The organism is Aminobacter ciceronei (assembly GCF_014138625.1).
Taxonomy (GTDB): Bacteria; Pseudomonadota; Alphaproteobacteria; order Rhizobiales; family Rhizobiaceae; genus Aminobacter; species Aminobacter ciceronei.
The window spans coordinates 39516-62901 of sequence record NZ_JACJHY010000031.1; the positions used below are offsets into that span (position 1 = coordinate 39516).

A 23386-nucleotide genomic window follows, 5' to 3' on the forward strand; every position below is an offset into this window, starting at 1 on the left:
CCGATAGTCATTCGAATATGGCGGCAACATGGCTGGCGCACCTTCCATTGGATGTCGGCGCGCTAAAAAAGGAAGGACCGGTGCATTTCTGCAACCGGCCCTGCGACTGGAGGTCGTTCCTTTTGGGTGGAAACGCTTACATGCGGTAAGCGATGGTGTCGTTCCAGAAGCGGTCGAGGCGCTGCAGGGCGCGGTTCATCTGCTTGAACTCGTCGGTGTTGATACCGCCGACATGCTCGATCGAACCGACATGGCGGTCATAGAGGCCGGCAACGACCTCGGCCACGTCCTGGCCCTTCGGCGTCAGGCTGACACGGACCGAGCGACGGTCGATGCGCGAGCGCTGGTGATTGATGAAGCCGAGCTCGACAAGCTTCTTGAGATTGTAGGAGACGTTCGAGCCGAGATAGTAGCCGCGTGAGCGCAATTCGCCGGCGGTCAGTTCCGCATTGCCGATGTTGAAGAGCAGCAGAGCCTGGATCGCATTGATGTCGCTGCGGCCGTTGCGATCGAACTCATCCTTGATAACGTCAAGAAGACGACGATGAAGTCTTTCAACAAGCTGCAGGGATTCCATGTAAAGCGAACGGATCGCTTCGTTACGGTCCTCGGAAACCATGGCGGGCTTGGCCGCCTGACGCGAATTGATCATTGTCTTTGCCTCTCTGTTTTCGCCTGGTGACTTTTTTGTTTGATGTCACCTTGATCGCGAACTTATCGAATACCCATAAAATTCGACTTAAACGTCAGGCTTAACAAGGGCTTACCGAGGACAGGTTTCGAAAGAGGGTTAACGAAACCCACTTCGAGTAAGAATAATTAACCTTGTATTTTACGGAGTGTCGGCCAACGCACTGAAAGCGTTGGCCGGAGCAATTCCAGGAAAGCCGTGAGGCGGCATTCCGCCCGGAGTTGCGCGAAACAAAAAATGACGGAGATCGTCCGCGGTCCGAAGGAAAGCGGAAACGCCCTAATGCGCGGCGCGGCGCCTTTTCAGGTGCAGGACAACGCGGAAGGCCGCGTAGATCAATGCCACCGCGACGTGGGAGACGACGATCAGCGGCCTGTTGCCGAACAGTTCGGGGAAACCGGCATACATCACGACTTCGGTCGCAGCGCAGATGAACCAGATGACCGGCCCCCAGGATGACAGCATCCACAGGCCGATGGCGGCAAAGGGGAAAAACACCGACAGCGTCACCGCCGCGACCTGCCAGTGGATCGGCATCAGGTCGAAACGCCAGAGCGGGCCGTCATAGAGACCGATCAGGCGCACCCAGTAGAGGATGCCGAACAGCAGGCAGTAGCCGGCCACCACACGCAGGAACAGGGCGAAGGCGCTTTCTATCGCCGACGGATGCATCTCGCGCAGGCGGCTTGCACTGTCGGTCACAGGGCAAGTTCCCGGTCGCCGAGCGTTTCGAAATAACGGTCGATGTCGAGCGGGTCGACATCCTCGAGCCGGGCCGGATGCCATTGCGGCGTCGAGCCCTTGTCGATGAGCACCGCGCGGATGCCTTCATAGAAGTCGCGGCCGGCGAGCATGCGGTTGAGGATGCGGAACTCCATCCGCATGCAGTCCTTCATCGACATGGTCAGGCCGGCCCTGACCTGCCGGAAGGCGACCGACAGGCTGGTGGGCGAACGCTGCAGGATGGTGGCGAGCGTCTTTTTGGCGAACTCGCTCGAATCCGTCTCCAGGCTGGCGATGACGTCGGACAGCGTGGGCGCGGAGAAATGCCGGGCAATCGCTTCCAGCGTCTCGCGCTCGGTCTCGCGCTTGGCCGGCCGGAAGAAGTTGCGCAGCACCGCCTCCGTGTCGCCGGTCTCGCACAGCCGCTCCAAGAGCCCGATCTGGCCGTCGGCCGAGATCGTGTGCGTCGCCAGCCCCGACCACAGCGCGTCGCCGTAGCGGATCCTGTTGCCGGTCAGCGCCAGATACATGCCGAAATGGCCGCCGAGGTCGGGCAGAAGATGGCTGCCGCCGACGTCGGGGAAGAAGCCGATTCCGACTTCGGGCATGGCGAACTGCGCATTTTCGGTCATCACCCGGTGCGAGCCGTGACAGGAGATGCCGACCCCGCCGCCCATGACGATGCCGTCGATGAGCGAGATGTAAGGCTTGGGATAGCTCTGGATCTGGGTGTTGAGCCGATATTCGTCGGCGAAGAAGTCGACCGGCGGATTGCCGGCGAGACCGGCGTGATAGACGTGCAGAATGTCCCCCCCGGCGCAAAATGCCCTGCCCTCGGCCTTGACCACGACGATGGCCACGCTGGGGTCGACTTGCCAGGCGGTGAGCGCGCGCGACAGCGCCAGGACCATCTTGTGGGTCAGCGCGTTCAGCGCCTGCGGCCGCGTCAGGGTGACGATGCCGGCGGCTCCGGAGCGCTCGAAGCGGATTTCGTCGTCGCCGCCAAAGTCCATGTCCACTGGAATCCCTCACATCAGGCTGAGTGTGCAGAGCTAATGGGCAGCGCATGGGTGCGTCAATGCCGCAGGTCACATCCTGCATCTTGGTCTTGGGCAAACCGGCATGCTAAAAACTGCACAATTGCCGGAGAGTGCCGATGAACAAGTTTACCCCAGCCAAGCCAGCGGGCGCCCGCAGCGTCGACGAGATCACCGGCAGCCGCCGCCTGCGCCGCATGCGCAAGGCCGACTGGTCGCGCCGGCTCGTCCAGGAAAACCGCCTGACGGTCGACGACCTGATCTGGCCGATCTTCATCATCGACGGTGAGAATCGCAAGGAAACGATCCCGGCCATGCCCGGTGTCTATCGCATGTCGGTCGATCTCGCCGTCAAGGAAGCGGAGCGCGCGGCAAAGCTCGGCATTCCGGCACTCGCCACCTTCCCCAATGTCGAGATGGAGCTGCGCGACCAGACCGGCGCGCACATATTGGAGCCCGACAACATCATCAACCGCGCCACCCGCGCCATCAAGGCAGCGGTGCCGGAGATCGGCATCATCACCGACGTCGCGCTCGACCCGTTCACCAGCCACGGCCATGACGGCATCCTGCGCGACGGCATCATCGTCAATGACGAAACTGTCGCCCAGGTGGCAGCCGCCGCCGTGCTGCAGGCCGCGGCCGGCTCCGACATCATCGCCCCTTCCGACATGATGGACGGCCGCATCGGCGCCATCCGCGACGCGCTCGACGACAACGGTTTCCATGATGTCGCGATCATGTCCTATGCGACCAAGTTCGCGTCAGCCTTCTATGGCCCCTATCGCGAGGCGATCGGCACGCAGGGCCTGCTCAAGGGCGACAAGAAGACCTACTACATCGACCACGCCAATTCGGACGAAGCGGTGCGCGAGGCCGAGCAGGACCTCGCCGAGGGCGCCGACATGCTGATGGTCAAGCCCGGCCTGCCTTATCTCGACATCATCCGCCGGCTGAAGGACGAGTTCCGCGTGCCGACCTTCGCCTATCAGGTGTCGGGCGAATATTCGATGATCAAGGCAGCCAGCGCCAATGGCTGGATCGACGGCGAAAAGGCGATGCTCGAAAGCCTGCTCGCCTTCAAGCGCGCCGGCTGCGACGGCATCCTGACCTATTTCGCGCCCGAAGTGGCCGAGATGCTGAAGGGCTGAGGCGAGAGCTTCCCCGACAGGATTTCTGCCCTCGCGCGCCGGGATTCTTGAATCCGGCGCGGCAATTCCCATTTGTTTTCCGGCGCGGGCAATCTCGTCCGCCGATAGAGGAAGTCATGACCGCACGCGTTCTGGACGGTGAAATCATCAACAGCAGGCTCGACGACAGCCGCGCCTATGACGGCGTGCGCACCCGCCGCATCCTGGCGTTCCTGGTCGACTATCTGATCGTCGGTCTCCTGATGATCCCCTTTGCCATCGTCATCTTCTTTCTTGGCGTGCTGACGCTCGGCCTCGGCTGGGCGCTGTTCGGCATCCTGTTTCCGGCTGTGGCCCTCATCTACATCTGGATGACGCTCGGCGGCCCGAACCAGGCTACCACAGGCATGCGCATGATGGGCATCCGGCTCGACCGCCTCGACGGCAGGCCGATCGACGGCCTTCTGGCGGTGGTTCACTCGGTGCTGTTCTGGGCCGGCAATGTCGTTCTGACGCCGCTGGTGCTCCTGGTGTCGCTGTTTTCCGACCGCAAGCGCACGCTGCATGACCTGCTGCTCGGCACGGTGGTCAGCCGCAGCGACAGCTAAAATGGCCATTCGGCGAGTCAAAACCGGCACTTGCGCCAAAATGTGAAGGCAAAGATTGGGCCTGCCTTCACATTCATGTTGAATTTTTCGCCGGCAGCGCCAAGCTAGGGAACATTGATTGGGAGTCTTCCTGACGCTCGATGACGCAGCATCCGACCCATTCCCCTCAGTTCTTCCTGACGGCGCCGTCCCCCTGCCCCTATCTCGAGGGTCAATTCGAGCGGAAGGTCTTTACCCATCTCGTCGGTGACAAGGCGCCCGAGATGAACGACCTGCTGACGCAAGGCGGCTTCCGCCGCTCGCAGAACATCGCCTATCGCCCGGCCTGCGAGACCTGCCGCGCCTGCGTCTCGGTCCGCATCCTGGCTCAGGAATTCAAGGCCACGCGCAACATGCGCCGGGTGATCGAACGCAACTCCGACCTCGTCGGGGCGATGCACGACGCCGAACCCTCGACCGAGCAATATTCGCTGTTCCGTTCCTATCTCGATGCCCGCCACCGCAGGGGCGGCATGTCCGACATGACGGTGCTCGACTATGCCATGATGGTCGAGGACACCCATGTCACCACCAAGGTGATCGAATATCGCCGCCGCGGCCCCGATACCTTCATCACCGGCCAGGGCCAGGGCGAGCTGATGGCAGTGGCATTGACCGACCAGATGTCGGACGGCCTGTCGATGGTCTATTCCTACTACAATCCGGAAATGGACGAACGCTCGCTTGGCACCTTCATGATCCTCGATCATATTGCCCGCGCGCGCGCCATGGGCCTGCCCCACGTCTATCTGGGCTACTGGGTCAACGGTTCGCGCAAGATGAACTATAAGGTGCGCTTCACACCTCAGGAGCATCTCGGCATGAAGGGCTGGGAGCGCTTCGAAGGCGACATCTGAGCACGTCCGGCCCGTTTCCACGCTGCCGTCGACCATCTGGCAGGGGAAAACAGTGGCGGACACCCAATCGAACCACTCCAAGGGACTGCTGCTGACCGGCATCGGCGGACTGGCGCTGACCGTCGACATCCCGCTGATCAAGCTCGCCGACGGCAACAACTGGTCGATCCTGCTGATGCGCAGCGGCACGACCTTCATCGCCGCCATCATCATCTGGCTGGTCTGGCGCGCGCTGAGCCCGAAGGCGCCGCAGCTCATCCCGGGCCGCGCCGGCCTCCTCGTCGCCGGCCTCTACGGCATCGGCTCGATCACCTTCATCACCGCCGTCTACAACACCTCGACCGCCAATCTGGTGTTCATCCTCGCCTTCAACACGGTATTTGCCGCCGTGCTGTCGTGGATGTTTCTGCGGGAAAGGCCGCGGCCGGCAACGCTGCTGGCCATGCTGGCGATGGTCGGCGGGGTGTCGATCATCGTCGGCAGCTCGATCGGCACCGGCCACCTGTTCGGCGACCTGATGGCGGTGTGTTCGGCCTTCTGCATCGCCTCGGCCATCACCATCTCCCGCTCCAGCGGCAAGGACATGGGTTTTACCGCGCTTGTCGGCGTGCTGCTGCCGGGGCTGGTGGCGGCCTATATGGTGTCCAAGACCGGCTTCAGGGTCGATGCACCGTGGTGGATCATCTTCAACGGCGCGGTGATCATGCCGATCTCGTTCTTCTGCCTCGCCAACGGCCCGAAATACATTTCCGGGCCGGAGGTTGCGATGTTCTACCTGCTCGAGACGGTCATGGCGCCGATCTGGGTGTGGATGATCTTCGCCGAGGTGCCGACTCGCAACAGCCTGATCGGCGGGGCGATCCTGATCATCACGCTGATCGCCCACTCGGCCTGGCAATTGTCCGAGGGGCGCAGGCGCCGGGCGAGCCTGGCACGACAGCTGGCGTAGCCAGCCGGCCCTTTCAATGCCGGGACCGCAGGAACTGCCCGCCCCTAGCCGGCCTGATTGGTCGGCACGTCGTTGCGGATCGCCTCGATGCTGCGCGGCGTGTCGCTCTCAGGCAAGGCGTTGGCTGCGGCCAGCATCGCCGCTTCGTCGGTCAGCTCGACCTCGCGCAGCCATTCGCGCCAGATCGCGACAAGCAGCGCCATCAGCACCGGGCCGATGAACAGCCCGAGAAAGCCCATCGTCTTGACGCCGCCGATGAGGCCGAAAAAGGTGGGCAGGAACGGCAGCTTGATCGGCCCGCCGACAAGCTTGGGGCGCAGCGTCTTGTCGACGATGAACAGCTCGATCGAGCCCCAGGCAAACAGCGCGACACCGGCAATCGGCGAGCCGCTGGCAACCAGATAGACCGAGACGAGGGTGAACGACAAAGGCGCGCCGCCGGGGATCAGCGCCATGAAGCCGGTGAGCACGCCGAGCGTCACCGGCGACGGCACGCCGGCCACCCAATAGGCAAGGCCCAGCACCACACCCTCGCCGATGGCGATCAGCGTCATGCCGGTGACGGTGGCGCTGATGGTCTTGGGCACGACGCGCGAAATGCGCTCCCAGCGCATCGGCAGGATGCGCTCGCCGAGCCGGTCGAGTTGGCCGACGAAGGTTTCACCGTCGCGATAGGTGAAGAACAAAGCGATCAGCATGAACAGCAGCGTCAAGAGGATGCCGAAGGCGCTGCCGCCGGCAGCAAGCACGCCGCGATAGATGCTGCCGATGTTGGCGCCGCTGAGCAGTTGGGCCAGTTCGCCGATGGCGCCGGGATGGCCGACATAACGCGTCCATTGCTCGTTCAGCCACTCGCCGACAACCGGCAGGTTGTTGATCCATTGCGGCGTCGTCGCGCCGTGACGATTGGTTTCGACAGCCCAGCCAACCCAGTCGCGGATTTCGTTGACGGCGTAGGTCGCAGCAAATGAGATCGGCACGACGAGGAAGGCGATGATGAACAGCAGCGCAAGCGTGGCGCCAATGGTCCTGTTGCCGTCGACGGCGACGAGCAGCCTGCGGTAGAGCGGCCAGCTGGCGAAGGCAATGACGAGCGCTGCCAGCACCGGCACCAGGAAGCCATGGAAGAAATAGATACCCGCCGCGACGATCAGCACGAGCAGCCAGCGCGCCGCCGAAAGCGGCGGCACCAAAGCGGCACGCATCGGCTGGGCCGGGCCGAACAGCCTCTGCTCTCGCTCCGGCTTACGGGGATTGGTCACGTTCAAGAGCCTGGATCTCCTCGGCCCTGAAGTGGACCCGATTGATGCCCGGCGCGCGGTTCGGCGCCGGTGGGGAGATCATAGAGGCTAATGCGGTGCCGCGCACGAAAACTTTGCCGCACCGCACGCGTTCATTCCCTCATTCCGGCCCTCATTCCGGATTTCTTGTCCTTGCGCAATTCCCAGGAAACCCGCGGCTCGGTTTTCCCAGGACTTGCGCTAGCCGAAGCGGCCGGTGCGCGGAAAGCCCTTGGGGACCATGCGTCCGGCGGTGGCGCGGGTGCCAATCCACTCGAGCAGTTCCTCGCGCGACCGGGTGAAGGTGCGCTCCGCCGAATCCAGCCAGCTCAGGCCGGCCTCCATCGTGAAGGTCTTCACGTCGAGCACGCCGCCGTCCTTGTACTTCTGGAGCCTGACGCCCTTGCCACGCGTCATCTCGGGGATCTGCTCGAGCGGGAACACCAGCATCTTGCGGTTCTCGCCGACGATGGCGAGATGATCGCCAGTCAGCGGGATGCAGCGCTTGGCTTCGTCGGGCGCCTTGACGTTCATCACCTGCTTGCCCTTGCGGGTGTTGGCGATGACCTCTTCCTCGGGCACGGTGAAGCCGTTGCCTTCATGGCTGACCAGCAGGAGCTTGCGCTTGGGCTCGTGGACGAAGGCGGTGACGATGTCCTGGTCGTTGTCCATGTCGACGATGATGCGGATCGGCTCGCCATGGCCGCGCCCGCCTGGCAGACGGTCAGCGCCGATGGTGTAGAACTTGCCGCCCGTGGTGAAGACCAGGATCTTGTCGGTGGTCTGGGCCGGGAACGCCAGCTTGAGGCTGTCGCCCTCCTTGAAGGTGAGCTGGGAATAGTCGGCCAGATGCCCCTTCATCGCGCGCAGCCAGCCCTTTTCCGAGACGACGACCGTTACCGGCTCCTTCTCGATCATGGCGTGGTGGATGTCGGTCAGGTCATGGTCCGGCGCTTCGGCAAAAACGGTACGGCGCTTGCCCAGCTCGGTCTCGGGACCGTAATGCTTGCGGACCTCGCTCACTTCCCACTTGATCGTCGCCCACTGCTTGGCATCGGACGCCAAGAGTGCCTCGATCTGCTTCTTCTCAGTGCTGAGCGCGTCATGCTCCTTGCGGATCTCGAATTCCTCGAGCTTGCGCAGCGCCCTGAGGCGCATGTTGAGGATGGCTTCGGCCTGATTGTCGGTCAGGTCCCAGCGCGCCATCATCGTGCGCTTCGGCTCATCCTCCTCGCGGATGATGCGGATCACCTCGTCGATGTTGAGGTAGGCGATCAGGTAGCCGCCGAGAATCTCGAGGCGCTTTTCGATCTCGCCGAGGCGGAACTTCGAGCGGCGGACGAGCACCTCGCGCCTGTGGTCGAGCCATTCGCGCAAGACGCTCTTCAGCGACAGCACGTTCGGCACCTTGCCGCGCGACAGCACGTTCATGTTGAGCGGGAAGCGGCTTTCGAGCTCGGTGAGCTTGTAGAGCGATTCCATCAGCAGGCCCGGATCGACGGTGCGGCTCTTGGGCACCAGGACGACACGGATGTCTTCGGCCGACTCGTCGCGGATGTCTTCGAGCAGTGGCAATTTGCGGGCGATCAGAAGCTCTGCGATCTTCTCGATCAGACGCGCCTTCTGGACGCCGTAGGGGATCTCGGTGACGACAAGGTTCCAGGTGCCCCTGCCCTGGTCTTCCTGCTTCCACATCGCGCGCACGCGGAAGCCGCCGCGTCCGGTCTCATAGGCATTGACGATCGCCGCCCAGTCGTCGTCGATGCTGCCGCCGGTGGGGAAATCGGGCCCACGCACCTTGCAGGCGAAACGCAGCTCCGCATCGTCCTTGATACGCTCCCACTCGCCCGGCGAGGTCATCAGGTCGGTGACCGAGGCATCGGGATTGTCGATCAGGTGAAGGGCGGCACTGCACAGCTCGGCTGCGTTGTGCGGCGGGATCGACGTCGCCATGCCGACGGCGATGCCGGACGAGCCGTTGGCGAGAAGGTTCGGAAACGCGCCCGGCAGGACGACGGGTTCTTCGTCTTCTTCGTTATAGGTAAGGCGATAGTCGACGGCATCCTCGGTGATGCCTTCGAGCAGCGACACCGACACATCGGTCATGCGTGCTTCGGTATAGCGCATCGCGGCAGCACTATCGCCGTCGATGTTGCCGAAATTGCCCTGGCCGTCGATGAGCGGGTAGCGGACCGAAAAATCCTGTGCCAGGCGCACCAGCGCGTCATAGATCGACTGGTCGCCATGCGGGTGGAACTTGCCCATGACCTCGCCGACGATGCGGGCACATTTGGCGAATCCCTGGTCGGGATTGAGCCTGAGCAGCCGCATGGCGTGCATGATGCGGCGATGGACCGGTTTCAGTCCGTCGCGAACGTCAGGCAGTGCCCGGTGCATGATGGTCGACAGCGCATAGGCAAGATAGCGCTCTTCGAGCGCCTTCTTCAGATCGACCGGTTCAATATTGTCGCCGCCACCGTTTCCGGGCGGCACAAGCCCTTTTCCCATGGCTTGGGACTAGCGGAACGGGCGATTCGCGACAAGCCTTATCGCCCAATGCAAGAGCCGTCGGCGTCGGAGTGCGACAAATCTGCCCGCTCGCTAAAGTAGCAATCACGCGATCAGGGGGTCATTCACCATTTTTGCGCGTGTTGCACTGCGGTGATTGCCTTTTGGATCGAATTGCGGCCATTGTCGTTACGTCGCCTTCTTCCGGTCCAGTTCGTGGCTGACGTAAGGCTGAATCATTTCAAAGTCTCAGGGATCTATGATGACGCAACACCGCTCTGCATTCCGCAAGCTCGCACTCACGACCTTCCTGTTCTCGCTTCCGCTCAATGCAGCGATGGCCCAGGATGCCACCGCTGTCGCCGAGCGGCTCAAGTCGGTGCTGGCCGGCCAGAGCCTGACGCTTGGCTGGAGCAGCGTCTCCGGCGACGCGTCCGAAGCGGTCATCGAAGGTGCGACCATCGCCATGGACGGCGAAGGCAAGCCGCTGTCGATCGGCAAGCTCACGCTCAGCGGCATCACCGAGGAGAATCGCGGCTTCAAGATCGAGACGATCACCACCGAGCCCTACAGCCTCAACGAAGGCCCGACCAAGGTCGAGGTCAGCCCGCTGACGCTCGGCAATGTCACGCTGCCGGCCACCGACTCGACCGACATCCTGGCCTCGTTCCTGATGTATGAGACCGCCAATCTCGACACTGTCAGCGTCAAGGTCGGCGACAAGCAGGCCTTCCAGATGACCAATTTCGCAGCCGAGGTGACGCCTCCGGCCGACGGCAACGCCATGGAGTTCACCGGTTCGGCCGAAAAGTTCACCGCCGACCTGACCCTGGTGGAAGACCCGCAGTCGAAGGCTGCGATCGAGGCGCTCGGCTACCAGAACATCTCGGGCGACTTCCAGATGGAAGGCACCTGGCAGCCAACAGACGGCCGCATGGCACTGTCGAGCTACGACATCACCGTCGACAATGCCGGCACGCTCGGCATGACCTTCGACCTCGGCGGCTACACCGTGGAATTCCTGAAGTCGGTGCAGGAACTGCAGAAGAAGATGGCCGCCCAGCCGGAAGGCGCCGACAACTCGGCCCAGGGCATGGCCATGCTCGGCCTGATGCAGCAGCTGACCTTCAATGGCGCAACCGTGCGCTTCGACGACGATTCGGTGACCAACAAGGTTCTCGAATACGTCGCCAAGCAGCAGAACATGACGGCCAAGGACATTGCCAACCAGGCCAAGGCGATCGTGCCGTTCCTGATGATGGAACTGAACAATCCGGAGCTGTCGACCCAGGTGACGGCGGCCGTCACCGCCTATCTCGACGCGCCCAAGTCGATCGAGATCGCCGCCAAGCCAGCCTCGCCGGTCCCGTTCGCCCTGCTCGCCGCAAGCGGCATGTCGAACCCCAAGGACCTGCCCAAGACGCTCGGCCTGACGGTGACCGCAAACCAGGACTGATCCTGGCCGCGACATCAGAAACGCAAAAGCCCGGCAGCGATGCCGGGCTTGTTTGTTGAGTCAAAAGAGTCGCTTGCGCGGATCGCCTAAGCCTCTTTCTTGGCCACCGCGACACGCAGCGACAGCTCGCGCAGCTGCTGCGGGGTGGCTTCCGACGGCGCGTTCATCAACAGGTCCTGCGCCTGCTGATTCATCGGGAACAAAGTCACTTCACGCAGGTTCTTGGCGCCGACGAGCAGCATGATGACGCGGTCGACGCCGGCAGCCATGCCGCCATGCGGCGGGGCACCGTACTGGAAGGCGCGGTAGAGGCCGCCGAACTGCTCCTCGACCTCCTCGCGCGTCTTGCCGGTCAGCTCGAACGCCTTGACCATCAGCTCGGGCAGCTGGTTGCGGATCGAACCGGAGGCGATTTCGAAGCCGTTGCAGACCATGTCGTACTGGTAGGCCTTGATGGTCAGCGGATCCTGGTTGTTCAGCGCATCCAGGCCGCCCTGCGGCATCGAGAACGGGTTGTGGGCGAAATCGATCTTCTTTTCTTCTTCCAGCCATTCGTAGAACGGGAAGTCGATGATCCAGCACAGCTCGAAGCGGTCGCGGTCGACGAGGTTCAGCTCCTCGCCGGCGCGGGTGCGGGCAGCACCAGCAAACGAGACGAACTTCTTGGGATCGCCGGCGACGAAGAAGGCAGCATCGCCGTCGGACAGGCCAAGCTGCTGGCGGATGGCTTCGGTGCGCTCCTCGCCGATGTTCTTGGCGATCGGGCCGGCGCCTTCGAGCTTGTCGCCTTCCTTGCGCCAGAAGATGTAGCCGAGACCCGGCTGGCCCTCGCCCTGCGCCCACGAGTTCATGCGGTCGCAGAAGGCGCGGCTGCCGCCTGTCCTGGCCGGGATCGCCCAGACCTCGACCTTCGGGTTCGAGGCGATCATGCCGGCGAACACCTTGAAGCCAGAGCCGTCGAAATGGCTGGTGACTTCCTGGATCTCGATCGGGTTGCGCAGGTCGGGCTTATCGGTGCCGTAGGTGCGCAGCGCGGTGTCATAGGGAATGCGGCGGAACTGTTGAGTGACCGGCTTGCCGTCGGCAAACTTCTCGAACACGCCGCGCATCACCGGCTCCATCGTGTTCCAGACGTCTTCCTGGGTCACGAAGCTCATTTCGAGGTCGAGCTGGTAGAATTCGCCCGGCAGGCGGTCAGCGCGCGGGTCTTCGTCGCGGAAGCAAGGCGCGATCTGGAAGTACCGGTCGAAGCCGGCGACCATCAGCAGCTGCTTGTACTGCTGCGGCGCCTGCGGCAGCGCGAAGAACTTGCCGGGATGGATGCGCGACGGCACCAGGAAGTCGCGCGCGCCTTCCGGCGACGAGGCCGTCAGGATCGGCGTCGAATATTCAGTGAAACCCTCGCCGGTCATGCGATTGCGCATTTCGGCGATGATCTTGGTACGGGCGACGATGTTCTTGTGCAGCGTTTCGCGGCGCAGATCGAGGAAGCGGTACTTCAAGCGAATGTCTTCTGGATAGTCCGGCTCGCCGAACACCGGCAGCGGCAATTCCTTGGAGGCCGACAGAACCTCGATTTCCTGGGCAAAGACTTCGATCTCGCCGGTCGGCAGGTTGCCGTTGACGGCTTCCGCCATGCGCGCCTTGACCTCGCCGTCGACGCGGATGACCCACTCGCCGCGCACCGTTTCGGCGGCCTTGAAGGCGGGCGAATCGGGATCGGCGACGATCTGGGTCAGGCCGTAATGGTCGCGCAGGTCGATGAACAGCAGGCCGCCGTGATCTCGCACGCGATGCACCCAGCCGGACAGGCGAACGGCGGCGCCGACGTCGGATTTCCTCAATTGAGCGCAGGTGTGGCTGCGGTAACGATGCATGGCAAATTTTCCGGTTCAGGCTGTTTGGACGTCACGCCGGGGCGACAGCTGCGCCCGGGCCTAAAATTTGGCGCGAAAAGCGCATGGGTGCCCGGTTTTGTCAAGGTAAAGCGGTTTTAAGACCGCTCAGGCGCAGGGTCAAAACCGCTTCTTCAGCCAAACCCTGGAATGTCCGGCCGGGTAATCGTCGATGCGGCCGAACTCTTGATATCCCAATCGCTTGTAGAACTCCGGCGCCTGGAACGTATACGAATCGAGGTGAACGCCGATGCAGCCGCGCTGCCGTGCCACCTCCTCGGCCCGGGCAATCAGCCGCTGGCCAAGGCCCTCGCCGCGATGAGCGCTGCTGATCCACAGCCATTCGACGAACAGCCAGGTGTATTCGGACGACCCTTTGAGGCCGCCGGCGACCGAGCCATCCTTGCCATGGGCGACGATCCAGAGATCCTGGTCGTTGTGCGGACCGGCGGTGTCGAAATTATAGGCGTTCAGCCCCTCGCCGATGAAGCGGGCCGTTTCCTCGTCGATGCTGGTGCTCACTGTCAATGTCGTCATCGCGGCCTCGTCTGTCCCTCACAATCCAGCCAGCGGTCCACTTGTCAGGGATGAACCGGGCCGCGCGCGCACGCTAGACGCTGCCGCGGCAGCGACGTTGGCGCAGTCGACGGAATATGTCGCACCAGCGGCTGTCCGGCATTGACCGATCGGGCAAACTGTAGCCACCTCAGCTTTTGTACTGCGTTGCCTGATGTCCTCCATACGCCCCCTCATCCCGCTCCTGATCACCGCCGGCATCCTGTTGGGCGGCAACGGCCTGCAAAGCACCTTGATTGCGCTGCGCGGAGCACAGGAGGGATTTACTGCCTCGACCATCGGCCTGATGGGGACCTGCTATTTCGTCGGGTTCCTGCTCGGCTGCCTGTTCATCTCACGCATCATGAAGGCCGTCGGCCACGTCCGGGCTTTCGCGGCACTCGCCGCCATCGCCGCCTCGGCAACGCTGACTTTGGTTCTCGTCATCGACCCGGTGATGTGGTCAGTGATCCGCTTTGCCACCGGCTTCTGCTTCGCCGGACTGTTCACGGTCATGGAGAGCTGGCTCAATTCAGGCGTCTCCAACCACGACCGCGCCCGAATCCTGGCGATCTACCGCATCATCGACATCGGCTCGGTGACTGGCGCGCAGTTCATGATCCCGGTCTTCGGCGCCGGCGGCTTCACCATCTTCGCCATCATGTCGATCATGATCACACTGTCGTTGGTGCCGGTCTCGCTGGGCGACCGCTCCAATCCGACACCGCCCGAAGACGTCAAGCTCGACCTCAAACGCGCCTGGCAGATTTCGCCACTCGGCAGCATCGGCTGCATCTTCGTCGGCGTCACCAACAGCGCCTTCCGCACGCTGAGCCCGATCTATGCCGAGCAGATCGGCCTGTCGGTGACCGACGTCGTCACCTTCGTCAGTGTCGGCATCATCGGCGGTGCGCTGGTCCAGTACCCGCTCGGCTACATGTCCGACCTGTGGGACCGTCGCAAGGTGCTGCTCGTCACCACTGCCGGCGCCATGGCCTCCGCGCTGATGCTGGTCTTCCTCGCCGGCAATTCGCCGCTGGCCAACTTCGTCTTCGTCTTCATCTTCGGATCGTTCGCCATGCCGCTCTATTCGCTGTCGGCAGCACATGCCAACGACCGCGCCGAAAAAGGCGAATTCGTGCTGATCAACGCGGCATTGATGCTGTTCTATTCCGTCGGTGCCATCGCGGGACCCTTCGTCGCCTCACTGGTGATGGAAAAGTTCGGCCCGCATTCGCTGTTCAGCTTCAGTGCGGCCGTCTATGTCGTGTTCGTCGCCGTCATCATCTACCGTATGGGCTCGCGCTCGCCGGTGCCGGCCGGCCACCGCGGACGCTTCATCGCCCTGTTGAGGACGTCCCCGATCTTTGCCCGGCTTGCAGGCCGAAACAGCGCTGCAAACGGCAGCGATGAGGGCTAGACTCCGTGATCGGACGTGCAAGTGCTTGACGAAAGGGCGCTCGGCTGAAATGGAAAGACAACGCGTTCTGATAAAAGCAATATTATGCATGTAATAACGACCCAGGACGAACTCGAAACCGTCATAGCCGCTCTCGAAAAGTCCAACTTCGTCACGGTAGACACCGAGTTCATTCGCGAAACCACTTTCTGGCCCGAGCTCTGCCTGATCCAGATGGCAGCGCCCGGCGTTTCCGCACTGGTCGATCCCCTGGCGCCCGACCTCGACCTCAAGCCATTCTTCCGGCTAATGGCCAATGAGGCGGTGACCAAGGTTTTCCATGCCGCCCGCCAGGACATCGAAATCATCTTCCATCTCGGCGCACTGATCCCGCACCCGGTGTTCGATACCCAGGTCGCCGCCATGGTCTGTGGCTTCGGCGACAGCGTCTCCTACGAACAGATCGTGCAGAAGATCACCGGCGGACGCATCGACAAGTCATCGCGCTTCACCGACTGGCGCCACCGCCCGCTGTCGGAAAAGCAGCTCGACTATGCGCTGGCCGACGTCACACACCTGATCGACGTCTACAAGCATCTCGTCACCGAGCTCGAGCGCGAGAATCGCGCCCACTGGCTCAATGAAGAGATGGAGGTCCTGACCTCACGCGAGACCTACGACCCGCATCCCGAGGACGCCTGGAAGCGGCTGAAGATGCGCCTGCGCAAGCCGCAGGAACTGGCCATCGTGCAGGCAGTGGCTGCCTGGCGTGAGCGCGAGGCGCGCGAGCGCAACGTGCCGCGTGGCCGCGTGCTCAAGGACGACGCGATCTACGAAGTCGCCCAGCAGGCGCCACGCGATGCAACCGCACTTGCCCGACTGCGCACCACGCCCAAGGGCTGGGAACGTTCGTCGTCGGCGACGGCGCTGCTCACCGTCGTCAACGCGGCGCTCGAAATTCCGCGCGACCAGATACCCAAGCTGCCCAAGACATTCCAGCCGCCGGAGGGCTCCAGTGCCGCCTCCGAGCTGCTCAAGGTGCTGCTGCGGCTCGTCTCGGAGAAGGAAGGCGTTGCCCCCAAGGTGCTCGCTTCGGGCGACGATATCGACCGTATCGCCGCAGAAGGCGAAGCTGCCGACGTCCCTGCCCTGCAGGGCTGGCGCCGTTCGGTGTTCGGCGAGGCAGCACTGAAGCTGGTGCGCGGCGAACTGGCCATCCGCTTCGACAAGCGCCGCATTTCGGTGTTCGAGGTCAACAGCTGAACGGCCTGTTCGGCGCGGTCAGACCGCGCCGGCAAGGTGCAGCGCAAACCAGATCCAGATCAGCGCGAGAAGCAGCGCGCCAAGAATGAAGGCCCTGCTGCGATACTTGACCCTGTTGGCGGTCAGGTGGAACCAGGCATGCGTATAGCGCGACGCCACGAACAGCCAGGCCAGCAACAGCGCCACATATGAAACGCCCGACGTCACATAGAGCGACAGGCAGGCGGCGTAGAGCAGCACCGGCAGTTCGAACTGGTTAATGATGTTGTTGGCGGCGGTGACGCTGGATTCAGGTTCGGTGGACCGCGTCTTGAACTGATTGATCCGCGCTTCGCCGGACCGGACAGCATTCCTGCGCCTGGCCGAAAGTACGGCATAGACGATGTAGACCAGCAGGACCTGGGCAAGCATGGGCCAGAAAATCGTGGCCTGGTTCATAAGCATCCCCTGAATAAAAGCAGATAATCACAAGAATATCCGTCACAACACTTCATCTTGATTAACGGAGAATTCACTGGCGCGGACGAGACTAGGGACGAAAAGCACAGTCCCATGATCGGCCAAACATGATGCTTCCCGCAACCGCCAATCGCTTTCAGCCGGCCCTTTCGGTCATCCAGCCCCACGAACGCACGATGCGCGAGGATTGACGGCCACGAACCGCCCGGGGGCGAAGGCACGTCACGGCTTGCTCGCCCGCTACCGAGTCTCCGAGCCGGTCGAATCCGAGAAGAAACAGAAATGCTCGATACGGCTCTAAGCCTGTCAGCCAGCCCTGTGGCTTCCAACGTCGGCCGAATTTGATCGGTTGCGCTTCGCCGCCAGGGCAAAGGCAGCGATGACGACAACCGGCACCGCCAGAAATGCGAACTTGGTCACGACAAGCGCCGAGGCCAGCGACATCGACCTTGAGCCGGCCGATGCCGGGTCGGACAGGATGCGCGCAACGACGATGTTCTGGGCATAGTCTGATATCATATAGGGCAGCACCAGGGTCAAAGCCGTGACCGAGCGCATGGTTTCGGACAAGCTCGAAAAACGCTTGAGACGCTCGCCTGATTTCAGCATCAGGCTGACCAAAGTGGCTGACAGCAGTGCCGGGAAGATCAGATCGAAGGTCAGATAGTGCCAGACGAGAATGATCTCGGCACCCGGCCGCCCCATGGCCGCGATCCAGGCAAAACCCTCGGCCTCGGAGAAACCGAGAAAACGCAGGTCGAGCGACGGCAGGCCGCCGCTCAGGCTGCGGAAATAGAGGAACTCCAGCATCGTCATGGCGGCGAAGACCGCCGCCGTGGCGACACATAATGCGGCCGCGTGGCGCCGCAGCCGCAGCACCATCAAATCACATGCCGCCCGGATAGTTCGGGCTTTCGCGGGTGATGGTCACGTCATGCGCGTGGCTCTCGCGCAGGCCGGCGTTGGAGATGCGCACGAAGGTGGCGCGCTCGCGGAAATCGGCCAGGGTGCGACCGCCGACATAACCCATGGCAGCCTTGAGGCCGCCGGCGAGCTGGTGCAGCACACCGCCGACCGGGCCCTTGTAGGGCACCTGACCCTCGATGCCCTCAGGCACCAGCTTGAGCGTGTCGCGCACCTCGGCCTGGAAGTAGCGGTCGGCCGAGCCGCGCGCCATGGCGCCCACCGAGCCCATGCCGCGATAGGCCTTGAACGAGCGGCCCTGGTGCAGATAGACCTCGCCCGGGCTTTCCTCGGTGCCGGCAAGCAGCGAGCCGATCATCGCAGCGCCGGCGCCAGCGGCAAGCGCCTTGGCCAGATCGCCCGAATATTTGATGCCGCCGTCGGCAATGACGGTGACGCCGGACTTCTGGGCAGCCTCGACGGCCGACATGATGGCCGAAAGCTGCGGCACGCCGACGCCTGCGACGATGCGCGTGGTGCAGATCGAGCCTGGTCCGATACCGACCTTGACGGCGTCGGCTCCTGCATCGATCAGCGCCTGGGCGCCGTCGGCGGTGGCGACGTTGCCGGCCATGATGCGGACCGAGTTGGAAATCTTCTTGGCGCGGGCAACTGCGTCGAGCACGCGCTGCGAATGGCCATGCGCTGTGTCGATGACGAGCAGGTCGACGCCGGCATCGATCAGCCGTTCGGCGCGCTCGAAGCCGTCATCGCCGACGCTGGTGGCCGCTGCCGCCCTGAGGCGTCCCTGCGCATCCTTGGAAGCGTTCGGGTTGAGCTGTGACTTCTCCATATCCTTGACGGTGATGAGGCCGACGCAATTGCCATGCTTGTCGACGACGAGCAGTTTTTCGATGCGGTGCTGGTGCAGCAGGCGCTTGGCTTCGTCCTGCTCGACCGTCTCCTTGACGGTGATCAGGTTCTCGCGGGTCATCAGCTCGTAGACCTTCTGCGCCGGGTCGGAGGCAAAACGCACGTCGCGATTGGTCAGGATGCCGACAAGACGGCCGGTCTGGTGACCGCCGGTGCCGCCATTCTCGACGACCGGAATGCCTGAAATGCCATGCGTGCGCATCAAGGTGAGCGCGTCGGCCAGCGTGGCATCCGGGCCGATCGTGACGGGATTGACCACCATGCCGGATTCGAACTTCTTGACCTGGCGGACCTGCTCGGCCTGTTCGACCGGGGTGAAGTTGCGGTGGATGACGCCGATGCCGCCGGCCTGGGCCATGGCAATCGCCAGCCGCGCCTCGGTCACTGTGTCCATGGCCGCCGAAATGATCGGCACGTTGAGGTCGATGTCGCCGGCAATGCGGGTGCTGATGTCGGTCTCGCCGGGCATGACCTCGGAATGGCCGGGCTGCAGCAGCACGTCGTCAAAGGTCAGCGCCAGAGCGCCGGTGGAGGATTCGATGATTTTTGCCATGGCCAACCTCGGAATGCGTGAAGGGACGCTGGAACCATTGGTATGCAGCGTCGACTCGTCTTTTCCCTTTCAGGATTGGCGGTGGCTGGTACCACGTCTTCGAAGCGATGAAAAGCGCATGATGACGGCCAATTGCACGCCGCGCAGATCGGCCGGCTTGCGCCCGGCACGACAAACATGGCGGCAAGGACGACAACGACTTCCTGTCGACACATCCGCCAACCTCGGAACGCATCGCCGAGACGATGCGTTATGCCCGCGAGGCCGGCACCTCGAAGTATCTGGCCCTGAATTGCAAAAGGCGCTGGCTACGGACATATCAAGGCATCCGTGATAACGCTCGGTTGCGGTCGAACCAGCGACCGCCTTGCGTCAGACTTCCTGCCCCCCGGACTTGCCCCGCGTGAACAGAACCACCCCGCTGATCCTTGCCGTCGCCCTGTTCATGGAGAACATGGATTCGACCGTCATCGCAACGTCCTTGCCGGCGATCGCCACCGACATCGGTACGAGCCCGATCGCGCTCAAGCTGGCGCTGACGGCCTATCTCGTCTCGCTCGCCATCTTCATCCCGATCAGCGCCTGGATGGCCGACCGCTTCGGCGCCAAGCTGGTCTTCCGCGTCGCCATCGGCGTGTTCATGCTGGGCTCGGTCGCCTGCGCCGTCTCTGGTTCCCTAGGCGAGTTCGTGCTGGCGCGCTTCCTGCAGGGCATGGGCGGATCGATGATGACGCCGGTGGCGCGCCTGGTGCTGGTGCGCACAACTGAGAAGAGCGGGCTGGTGTCGGCCATGGCGACGCTGACCATCCCTGCCCTCATCGGCCCACTGATCGGCCCGCCGGTCGGCGGCTTCATCACCACCTTCTTTGCCTGGCATTGGATCTTCCTGATCAACATCCCGATCGGCGCGATCGGCATCTGGCTGTCCGGGCGTTTCCTGCCTGAAATCCCGCCCGAGCCGACACGCCCGCTCGACGTCACAGGCTTCTTCCTCTCGGCCATCGCCGCCTCGGGCATCGTCTTCGGCCTGTCGGTCGTCAGCCTGCCGGCATTGCCGCCGGTCGTTGGCGTCGTGACCATCGGCATCGGCGTGATCAGCGCCCTGCTCTATGTCAGGCACGCCAGGGGCAGGGATTACCCGCTGCTGCAGCTCAAGCTGTTTTCCAACCCGGTGTTCCGGACGGCCATTGCGGGCGGATCGCTGTTCCGCATCGGCGTCGGCGCGACGCCGTTCCTCTTGCCGCTGCTGTTCCAGCTCGGCTTCGGGCTGACGCCGTTCCAGTCCGGCATGATCACCTTCGCAACCGCTGCGGGCGCGCTGACGATGAAATTCGTGGCGCCGCGCATCCTGCGCACTGTCGGCTTCCGCACCGTGCTTCTGGTCGCCTCGGGCTGCTCGGCCTGCCTGATCGCCGCCAACGGCTTTTTCACGGCCGAGACGCCTTACCTGCTGATCCTGTCGGTGCTGTTCCTCGCCGGCTTCCTGCGCTCGATGTTCTTCACCTCCACCAACGCTCTGGTGTTCGCCGATATCGAGCCGGCGCAGAGCGGCCAGGCAACGGCGATTTCGGCGGCCGCCCAGCAGATCACGGTGGCGCTCGGCGTTGCCGTCGGCGGCGGCGCGCTGGAGTTGTGGAGCGTGTTCACAGGCCAGGCCATCGGCGGCGCAGGCTTCACCTTCGCCTTCCTGGTCATTGCCGTCATCACGGCCCTGCCGATGCTTTTGTTTGTGCGGCTGGCGCCCGACGCCGGCAAGGCCATTTCAGGTCATGGCGGGCCGAGGCCCACAGCCGAAGAGCCGCAACAGCTATGACGGGTCGGCGGCAGCCCTGCCCTTGAAGTCCTTGGCGAGCAAATAAAGCTCGGCCGATTCGTCGCGCGAGGCCGGCGGCTTGACGTGATGGACGCTGCGGAAATTCTGCTTGAGCAGGTTCAAGAGCTCGGCCTCGGTGCCGCCCTGGAAGGTCTTGGCCAGGAAGTGGCCGCCCGGCTTGAGCACCGAAATGGCAAAATCGGCGGCGACCTCGCACAGATGCATGGTGCGGATGTGGTCGGTGCGGCGGTGGCCCGTCGTCGGCGCCGCCATGTCGGAGAGCACGACGTCGGGGGCGCCGCCGAGCGTTTCCGAAAGCCGCTGCGGCGCGGCGTCATCCAGAAAATCCATCAGCAGCACGGGCGCACCGGGCACGGCATCCATTTCGAGATAGTCGATGCCGACGACATGCGGGTTCTCGGCGGTCGAGCCGGTGCGGGCCGCCGCCACCTGGCACCAGCCGCCGGGCGCGGCACCGAGATCGATGATCTTCATGCCGGGCTTGAGCAGATGATGCTTGTCGTCGATCTCGATCAGCTTGTAGGCCGCGCGCGAGCGGTAGCCGTCGGCCTTGGAGCGCTGGACATAAGGATCGTTCATGTGGCGCTCGAGCCAGCGGCGCGACGATTCCTTGAGGCCGCGCTTCTTCTTGATCTTGGTGCGCATCACGCGTGTCGCGCCTGCCGCCACCTCCGGCTTAGTCGGCTTCTTGGTCATCTCATTTGTCCGTTTCGCCAGTTGCGGCGCCACACGCCGTCATCGGCCATCAATTCGCTCAATATGCCTTCGCGCAAGCCCCTGTCGGCGACACGCAGCCTTTCCGACGGCCACACCGCGCGGATCGCCTCGAGAATGGCGCAGCCGGCGAGCACCAGGTCGGCCCGGTCGGCACCGATGCAGGGATTGGCGACGCGCTGCTGGAAATCCCAGCCGAGCACTTTTTCGACCATGCGGTCGACGCTTGAGCCGTCCATCCACAGGCCGTCGACGCGGCGACGGTCGTAGCGGTCGAGTTCGAGATGCACGCCGGCCAGCGTGGTCACCGTTCCAGACGTTCCCAGGAGGTGGAATTTCGGGCTGGAGACGATGTGGCTCAGGCGGTCGCGCCCGTCGAAGGCGCGCAGCCGCGTCGCGACATCCTCGACCATGGCGGCAAAGATCTCGCGCGTCACCGTGCGGCCGCCGAATCGCTCGGCGAGCGAGACGACGCCGACAGGCAGCGAGGTCCACGAGACGATATGATTCGCCAGGCGCGGCGAACGATGGCGCGAGACGTCGATCAGCGCGATCTCGGACGAGCCGCCGCCAATGTCGAACAGGACGACGCCGTCGGTGTCGCGCTCGACCAGCGAGCCGCAGCCGGAAACGGCAAGCCGCGCCTCGGTCTGGCGGTCGATGATCTCGAGCTTGAGGCCCGCTTCGCGTTCGACGCGGTCGATGAACTCGGCCCCGTTCGCTGCCGTGCGGCAGGCTTCGGTGGCGATCAGCCGCGCCTGCCGGATCTTGCGGTTGCGCAGCTTGTCGCTGCAGACCTTGAGCGCCTCGACGGCGCGGTCCATCGCCGGCTGGCCCAGCCGCCCCGATGCCGACAGTCCCTCGCCCAGCCTGACGATGCGCGAGAAGGCATCGATGACACGGAACTGCCCGGGCCTGCCTGGTACGGCGACCAGCAAGCGGCAATTGTTGGTGCCGAGGTCGAGCGCGGCAAAGACCGGCAGCTCGGCCGTCGGCACGCGACGTGCCAGCTCGGCCTGATCCGGCCTGGGTGCGGGACCAGGTTTTGCCGGCGGCATGTTCGGCTTGAGTGCGGCCGGCGGGATGGCTGTTTCAGCCTGTCCGCCGCCGGCAACGGGTTGTGCGCCATCGCGCGCAAAAACCTTGCGCCCGCGCCGGCGCTTGCGCCTTTTCCGGGTCTTTGTCTTGTGTTGCGCAGCGTCCCCTTGGCCGTGACCGTTGACCGGTCGTGCGGCGGCCTGACGGCCCTTTTGAGATCGGCCGGCGCTGTGACGCGACGACCCATCCCGGGAGACACCCGCATCCGACGCGTCAGCGCCGGGCTCGCGGTCCTTCACCTTGCAACTTCCTTCTGGCGCCGCGCGAACCTTTCGGACGCTGCACGCGCATCTCATCTTGTGTTGCGGCCACAGTATCAGCGTGCGCGCCGATCACCAAGGCCGCCCGCGTCGTAATTTGCCGCCCGGCATGCCGGACGCGCCGGGCTTGCGCACAGAAAACCGCAGCTCGGGTTGAATAGCCGGCTTTGATGGGGCAAAGCTGGAACCCCACCCGGTCGTGCGAGCGGACGCATAGCCACAATACGAGGTATCGAAACGCC

Annotated in this window: 20 protein-coding genes; 8 read left to right on the plus strand and 12 right to left on the minus strand. The window is 63.6% G+C overall.

What is annotated here, in order from left to right:
• Positions 1–136: 136 nt before the first annotated feature.
• The 3 genes from ldtR to HNQ95_RS25985 all read right to left on the minus strand — a co-directional run bounded on the left by ldtR (position 137) and on the right by HNQ95_RS25985 (position 2427).
• Positions 137–652 (minus strand): transcriptional regulator LdtR, encoded by a 516-nt coding sequence (gene ldtR / locus HNQ95_RS25975; protein WP_154385581.1) that lies wholly within the window; start codon positions 650–652, stop codon positions 137–139.
• A 318-nt stretch (positions 653–970) separates the two neighbouring features.
• Positions 971–1363, minus strand: a complete 393-nt coding sequence (locus tag HNQ95_RS25980; RefSeq protein ID WP_154385617.1) for a DUF6163 family protein — start codon at positions 1361–1363, stop codon at positions 971–973.
• A 26-nt stretch (positions 1364–1389) separates the two neighbouring features.
• Positions 1390–2427 (minus strand): enoyl-CoA hydratase/isomerase family protein, encoded by a 1038-nt coding sequence (locus HNQ95_RS25985; RefSeq protein ID WP_067963005.1) that lies wholly within the window; start codon positions 2425–2427, stop codon positions 1390–1392.
• Positions 2428–2570: 143 nt separating this feature from the next.
• Here HNQ95_RS25985 and hemB point away from each other — a divergent pair, with 143 nt between their 5' ends.
• From hemB to HNQ95_RS26005, 4 genes are all read left to right on the plus strand, one after another.
• Complete coding sequence (gene hemB, locus HNQ95_RS25990; RefSeq protein WP_154385583.1) at positions 2571–3602, plus strand: porphobilinogen synthase; 1032 nt, start codon at positions 2571–2573, stop codon at positions 3600–3602.
• A 116-nt stretch (positions 3603–3718) separates the two neighbouring features.
• Entirely contained in the window at positions 3719–4189 is a 471-nt protein-coding gene (locus tag HNQ95_RS25995) for an RDD family protein (RefSeq protein WP_154385584.1), read from the plus strand.
• A 140-nt stretch (positions 4190–4329) separates the two neighbouring features.
• On the plus strand, positions 4330–5085 hold the full coding sequence (locus HNQ95_RS26000; RefSeq protein WP_067963014.1) for an arginyltransferase: 756 nt from the start codon (positions 4330–4332) through the stop codon (positions 5083–5085).
• A 52-nt stretch (positions 5086–5137) separates the two neighbouring features.
• On the plus strand, positions 5138–6034 hold the full coding sequence (locus HNQ95_RS26005) for a DMT family transporter (RefSeq protein ID WP_083948608.1): 897 nt from the start codon (positions 5138–5140) through the stop codon (positions 6032–6034).
• A 44-nt stretch (positions 6035–6078) separates the two neighbouring features.
• Here the strand turns inward: HNQ95_RS26005 and HNQ95_RS26010 are convergent, their stop codons facing one another.
• Complete coding sequence (locus tag HNQ95_RS26010; RefSeq protein WP_154385618.1) at positions 6079–7239, minus strand: AI-2E family transporter; 1161 nt, start codon at positions 7237–7239, stop codon at positions 6079–6081.
• A 276-nt stretch (positions 7240–7515) separates the two neighbouring features.
• On the minus strand, positions 7516–9822 hold the full coding sequence (gene parC, locus HNQ95_RS26015) for a DNA topoisomerase IV subunit A (protein ID WP_182575601.1): 2307 nt from the start codon (positions 9820–9822) through the stop codon (positions 7516–7518).
• A gap of 262 nt (positions 9823–10084) precedes the next feature.
• Between parC and HNQ95_RS26020 the strand changes: the two genes are divergently transcribed.
• Positions 10085–11278: an aq_1923 C-terminal domain gene (locus tag HNQ95_RS26020; protein ID WP_182575622.1), complete on the plus strand. Its 1194-nt coding sequence runs from the start codon at positions 10085–10087 to the stop codon at positions 11276–11278.
• A gap of 86 nt (positions 11279–11364) precedes the next feature.
• Here the strand turns inward: HNQ95_RS26020 and aspS are convergent, their stop codons facing one another.
• Positions 11365–13155 (minus strand): aspartate--tRNA ligase, encoded by a 1791-nt coding sequence (gene aspS / locus HNQ95_RS26025; protein WP_067963025.1) that lies wholly within the window; start codon positions 13153–13155, stop codon positions 11365–11367.
• A gap of 138 nt (positions 13156–13293) precedes the next feature.
• Positions 13294–13710, minus strand: coding sequence for a GNAT family N-acetyltransferase (locus HNQ95_RS26030; protein ID WP_182575600.1), 417 nt, complete (start codon positions 13708–13710; stop codon positions 13294–13296).
• 193 nt (positions 13711–13903) lie between these two features.
• On the opposite strand from HNQ95_RS26030, the gene HNQ95_RS26035 reads away from it, so the two are divergent.
• Together HNQ95_RS26035 and rnd are read left to right on the plus strand one after the other, a co-directional pair.
• Complete coding sequence (locus HNQ95_RS26035; RefSeq protein WP_067963033.1) at positions 13904–15148, plus strand: MFS transporter; 1245 nt, start codon at positions 13904–13906, stop codon at positions 15146–15148.
• Positions 15149–15232: 84 nt separating this feature from the next.
• A complete protein-coding gene (rnd, locus tag HNQ95_RS26040) occupies positions 15233–16390 on the plus strand; it encodes a ribonuclease D (protein WP_182575599.1) in 1158 nt (385 codons plus the stop codon).
• Positions 16391–16408: 18 nt separating this feature from the next.
• Here the strand turns inward: rnd and HNQ95_RS26045 are convergent, their stop codons facing one another.
• From HNQ95_RS26045 to guaB, 3 genes are all read right to left on the minus strand, one after another.
• Positions 16409–16828, minus strand: coding sequence for an MAPEG family protein (locus HNQ95_RS26045; protein WP_182575598.1), 420 nt, complete (start codon positions 16826–16828; stop codon positions 16409–16411).
• 327 nt (positions 16829–17155) lie between these two features.
• The gene (locus HNQ95_RS26050; protein WP_067966717.1) at positions 17156–17731 is read right to left on the minus strand and encodes a hypothetical protein; all 576 of its coding nucleotides are present in this window, start codon (positions 17729–17731) and stop codon (positions 17156–17158) included.
• 4 nt (positions 17732–17735) lie between these two features.
• The gene (gene guaB / locus HNQ95_RS26055) at positions 17736–19238 is read right to left on the minus strand and encodes an IMP dehydrogenase (RefSeq protein ID WP_067963042.1); all 1503 of its coding nucleotides are present in this window, start codon (positions 19236–19238) and stop codon (positions 17736–17738) included.
• Between the two features lie 403 nt (positions 19239–19641).
• Here guaB and HNQ95_RS26060 point away from each other — a divergent pair, with 403 nt between their 5' ends.
• A complete protein-coding gene (locus HNQ95_RS26060) occupies positions 19642–21051 on the plus strand; it encodes an MFS transporter (protein ID WP_067963046.1) in 1410 nt (469 codons plus the stop codon).
• On the opposite strand, the gene HNQ95_RS26065 is transcribed toward HNQ95_RS26060, so the two are convergent.
• Together HNQ95_RS26065 and HNQ95_RS26070 are read right to left on the minus strand one after the other, a co-directional pair.
• On the minus strand, positions 21046–21768 hold the full coding sequence (locus HNQ95_RS26065) for an RlmE family RNA methyltransferase (protein WP_067963048.1): 723 nt from the start codon (positions 21766–21768) through the stop codon (positions 21046–21048). The genes HNQ95_RS26060 and HNQ95_RS26065 overlap by 6 nt on opposite strands.
• Positions 21765–23123, minus strand: a complete 1359-nt coding sequence (locus HNQ95_RS26070) for a Ppx/GppA phosphatase family protein (protein WP_067963050.1) — start codon at positions 23121–23123, stop codon at positions 21765–21767. The genes HNQ95_RS26065 and HNQ95_RS26070 overlap by 4 nt, the downstream gene beginning before the upstream one ends.
• Between the last annotated feature and the right edge of the window lie 263 nt (positions 23124–23386).

Coding starts and splice junctions, on each gene's coding strand:
- ldtR (WP_154385581.1), bottom strand. CDS start 652: ATGATCAATTCGCGTCAGGCGGCCAAGCCCGCCATGGTTTCCGAGGAC.
- HNQ95_RS25980 (WP_154385617.1), bottom strand. CDS start 1,363: ATGCATCCGTCGGCGATAGAAAGCGCCTTCGCCCTGTTCCTGCGTGTG.
- HNQ95_RS25985 (WP_067963005.1), bottom strand. CDS start 2,427: ATGGACTTTGGCGGCGACGACGAAATCCGCTTCGAGCGCTCCGGAGCC.
- hemB (WP_154385583.1), top strand. CDS start 2,571: ATGAACAAGTTTACCCCAGCCAAGCCAGCGGGCGCCCGCAGCGTCGAC.
- HNQ95_RS25995 (WP_154385584.1), top strand. CDS start 3,719: ATGACCGCACGCGTTCTGGACGGTGAAATCATCAACAGCAGGCTCGAC.
- HNQ95_RS26000 (WP_067963014.1), top strand. CDS start 4,330: ATGACGCAGCATCCGACCCATTCCCCTCAGTTCTTCCTGACGGCGCCG.
- HNQ95_RS26010 (WP_154385618.1), bottom strand. CDS start 7,239: ATGCGTGCCGCTTTGGTGCCGCCGCTTTCGGCGGCGCGCTGGCTGCTC.
- parC (WP_182575601.1), bottom strand. CDS start 9,822: ATGGGAAAAGGGCTTGTGCCGCCCGGAAACGGTGGCGGCGACAATATT.
- HNQ95_RS26020 (WP_182575622.1), top strand. CDS start 10,085: ATGACGCAACACCGCTCTGCATTCCGCAAGCTCGCACTCACGACCTTC.
- aspS (WP_067963025.1), bottom strand. CDS start 13,155: ATGCATCGTTACCGCAGCCACACCTGCGCTCAATTGAGGAAATCCGAC.
- HNQ95_RS26030 (WP_182575600.1), bottom strand. CDS start 13,710: ATGACGACATTGACAGTGAGCACCAGCATCGACGAGGAAACGGCCCGC.
- HNQ95_RS26035 (WP_067963033.1), top strand. CDS start 13,904: ATGTCCTCCATACGCCCCCTCATCCCGCTCCTGATCACCGCCGGCATC.
- rnd (WP_182575599.1), top strand. CDS start 15,233: ATGCATGTAATAACGACCCAGGACGAACTCGAAACCGTCATAGCCGCT.
- HNQ95_RS26045 (WP_182575598.1), bottom strand. CDS start 16,828: ATGAACCAGGCCACGATTTTCTGGCCCATGCTTGCCCAGGTCCTGCTG.
- HNQ95_RS26050 (WP_067966717.1), bottom strand. CDS start 17,731: ATGGTGCTGCGGCTGCGGCGCCACGCGGCCGCATTATGTGTCGCCACG.
- guaB (WP_067963042.1), bottom strand. CDS start 19,238: ATGGCAAAAATCATCGAATCCTCCACCGGCGCTCTGGCGCTGACCTTT.
- HNQ95_RS26065 (WP_067963048.1), bottom strand. CDS start 21,768: ATGACCAAGAAGCCGACTAAGCCGGAGGTGGCGGCAGGCGCGACACGC.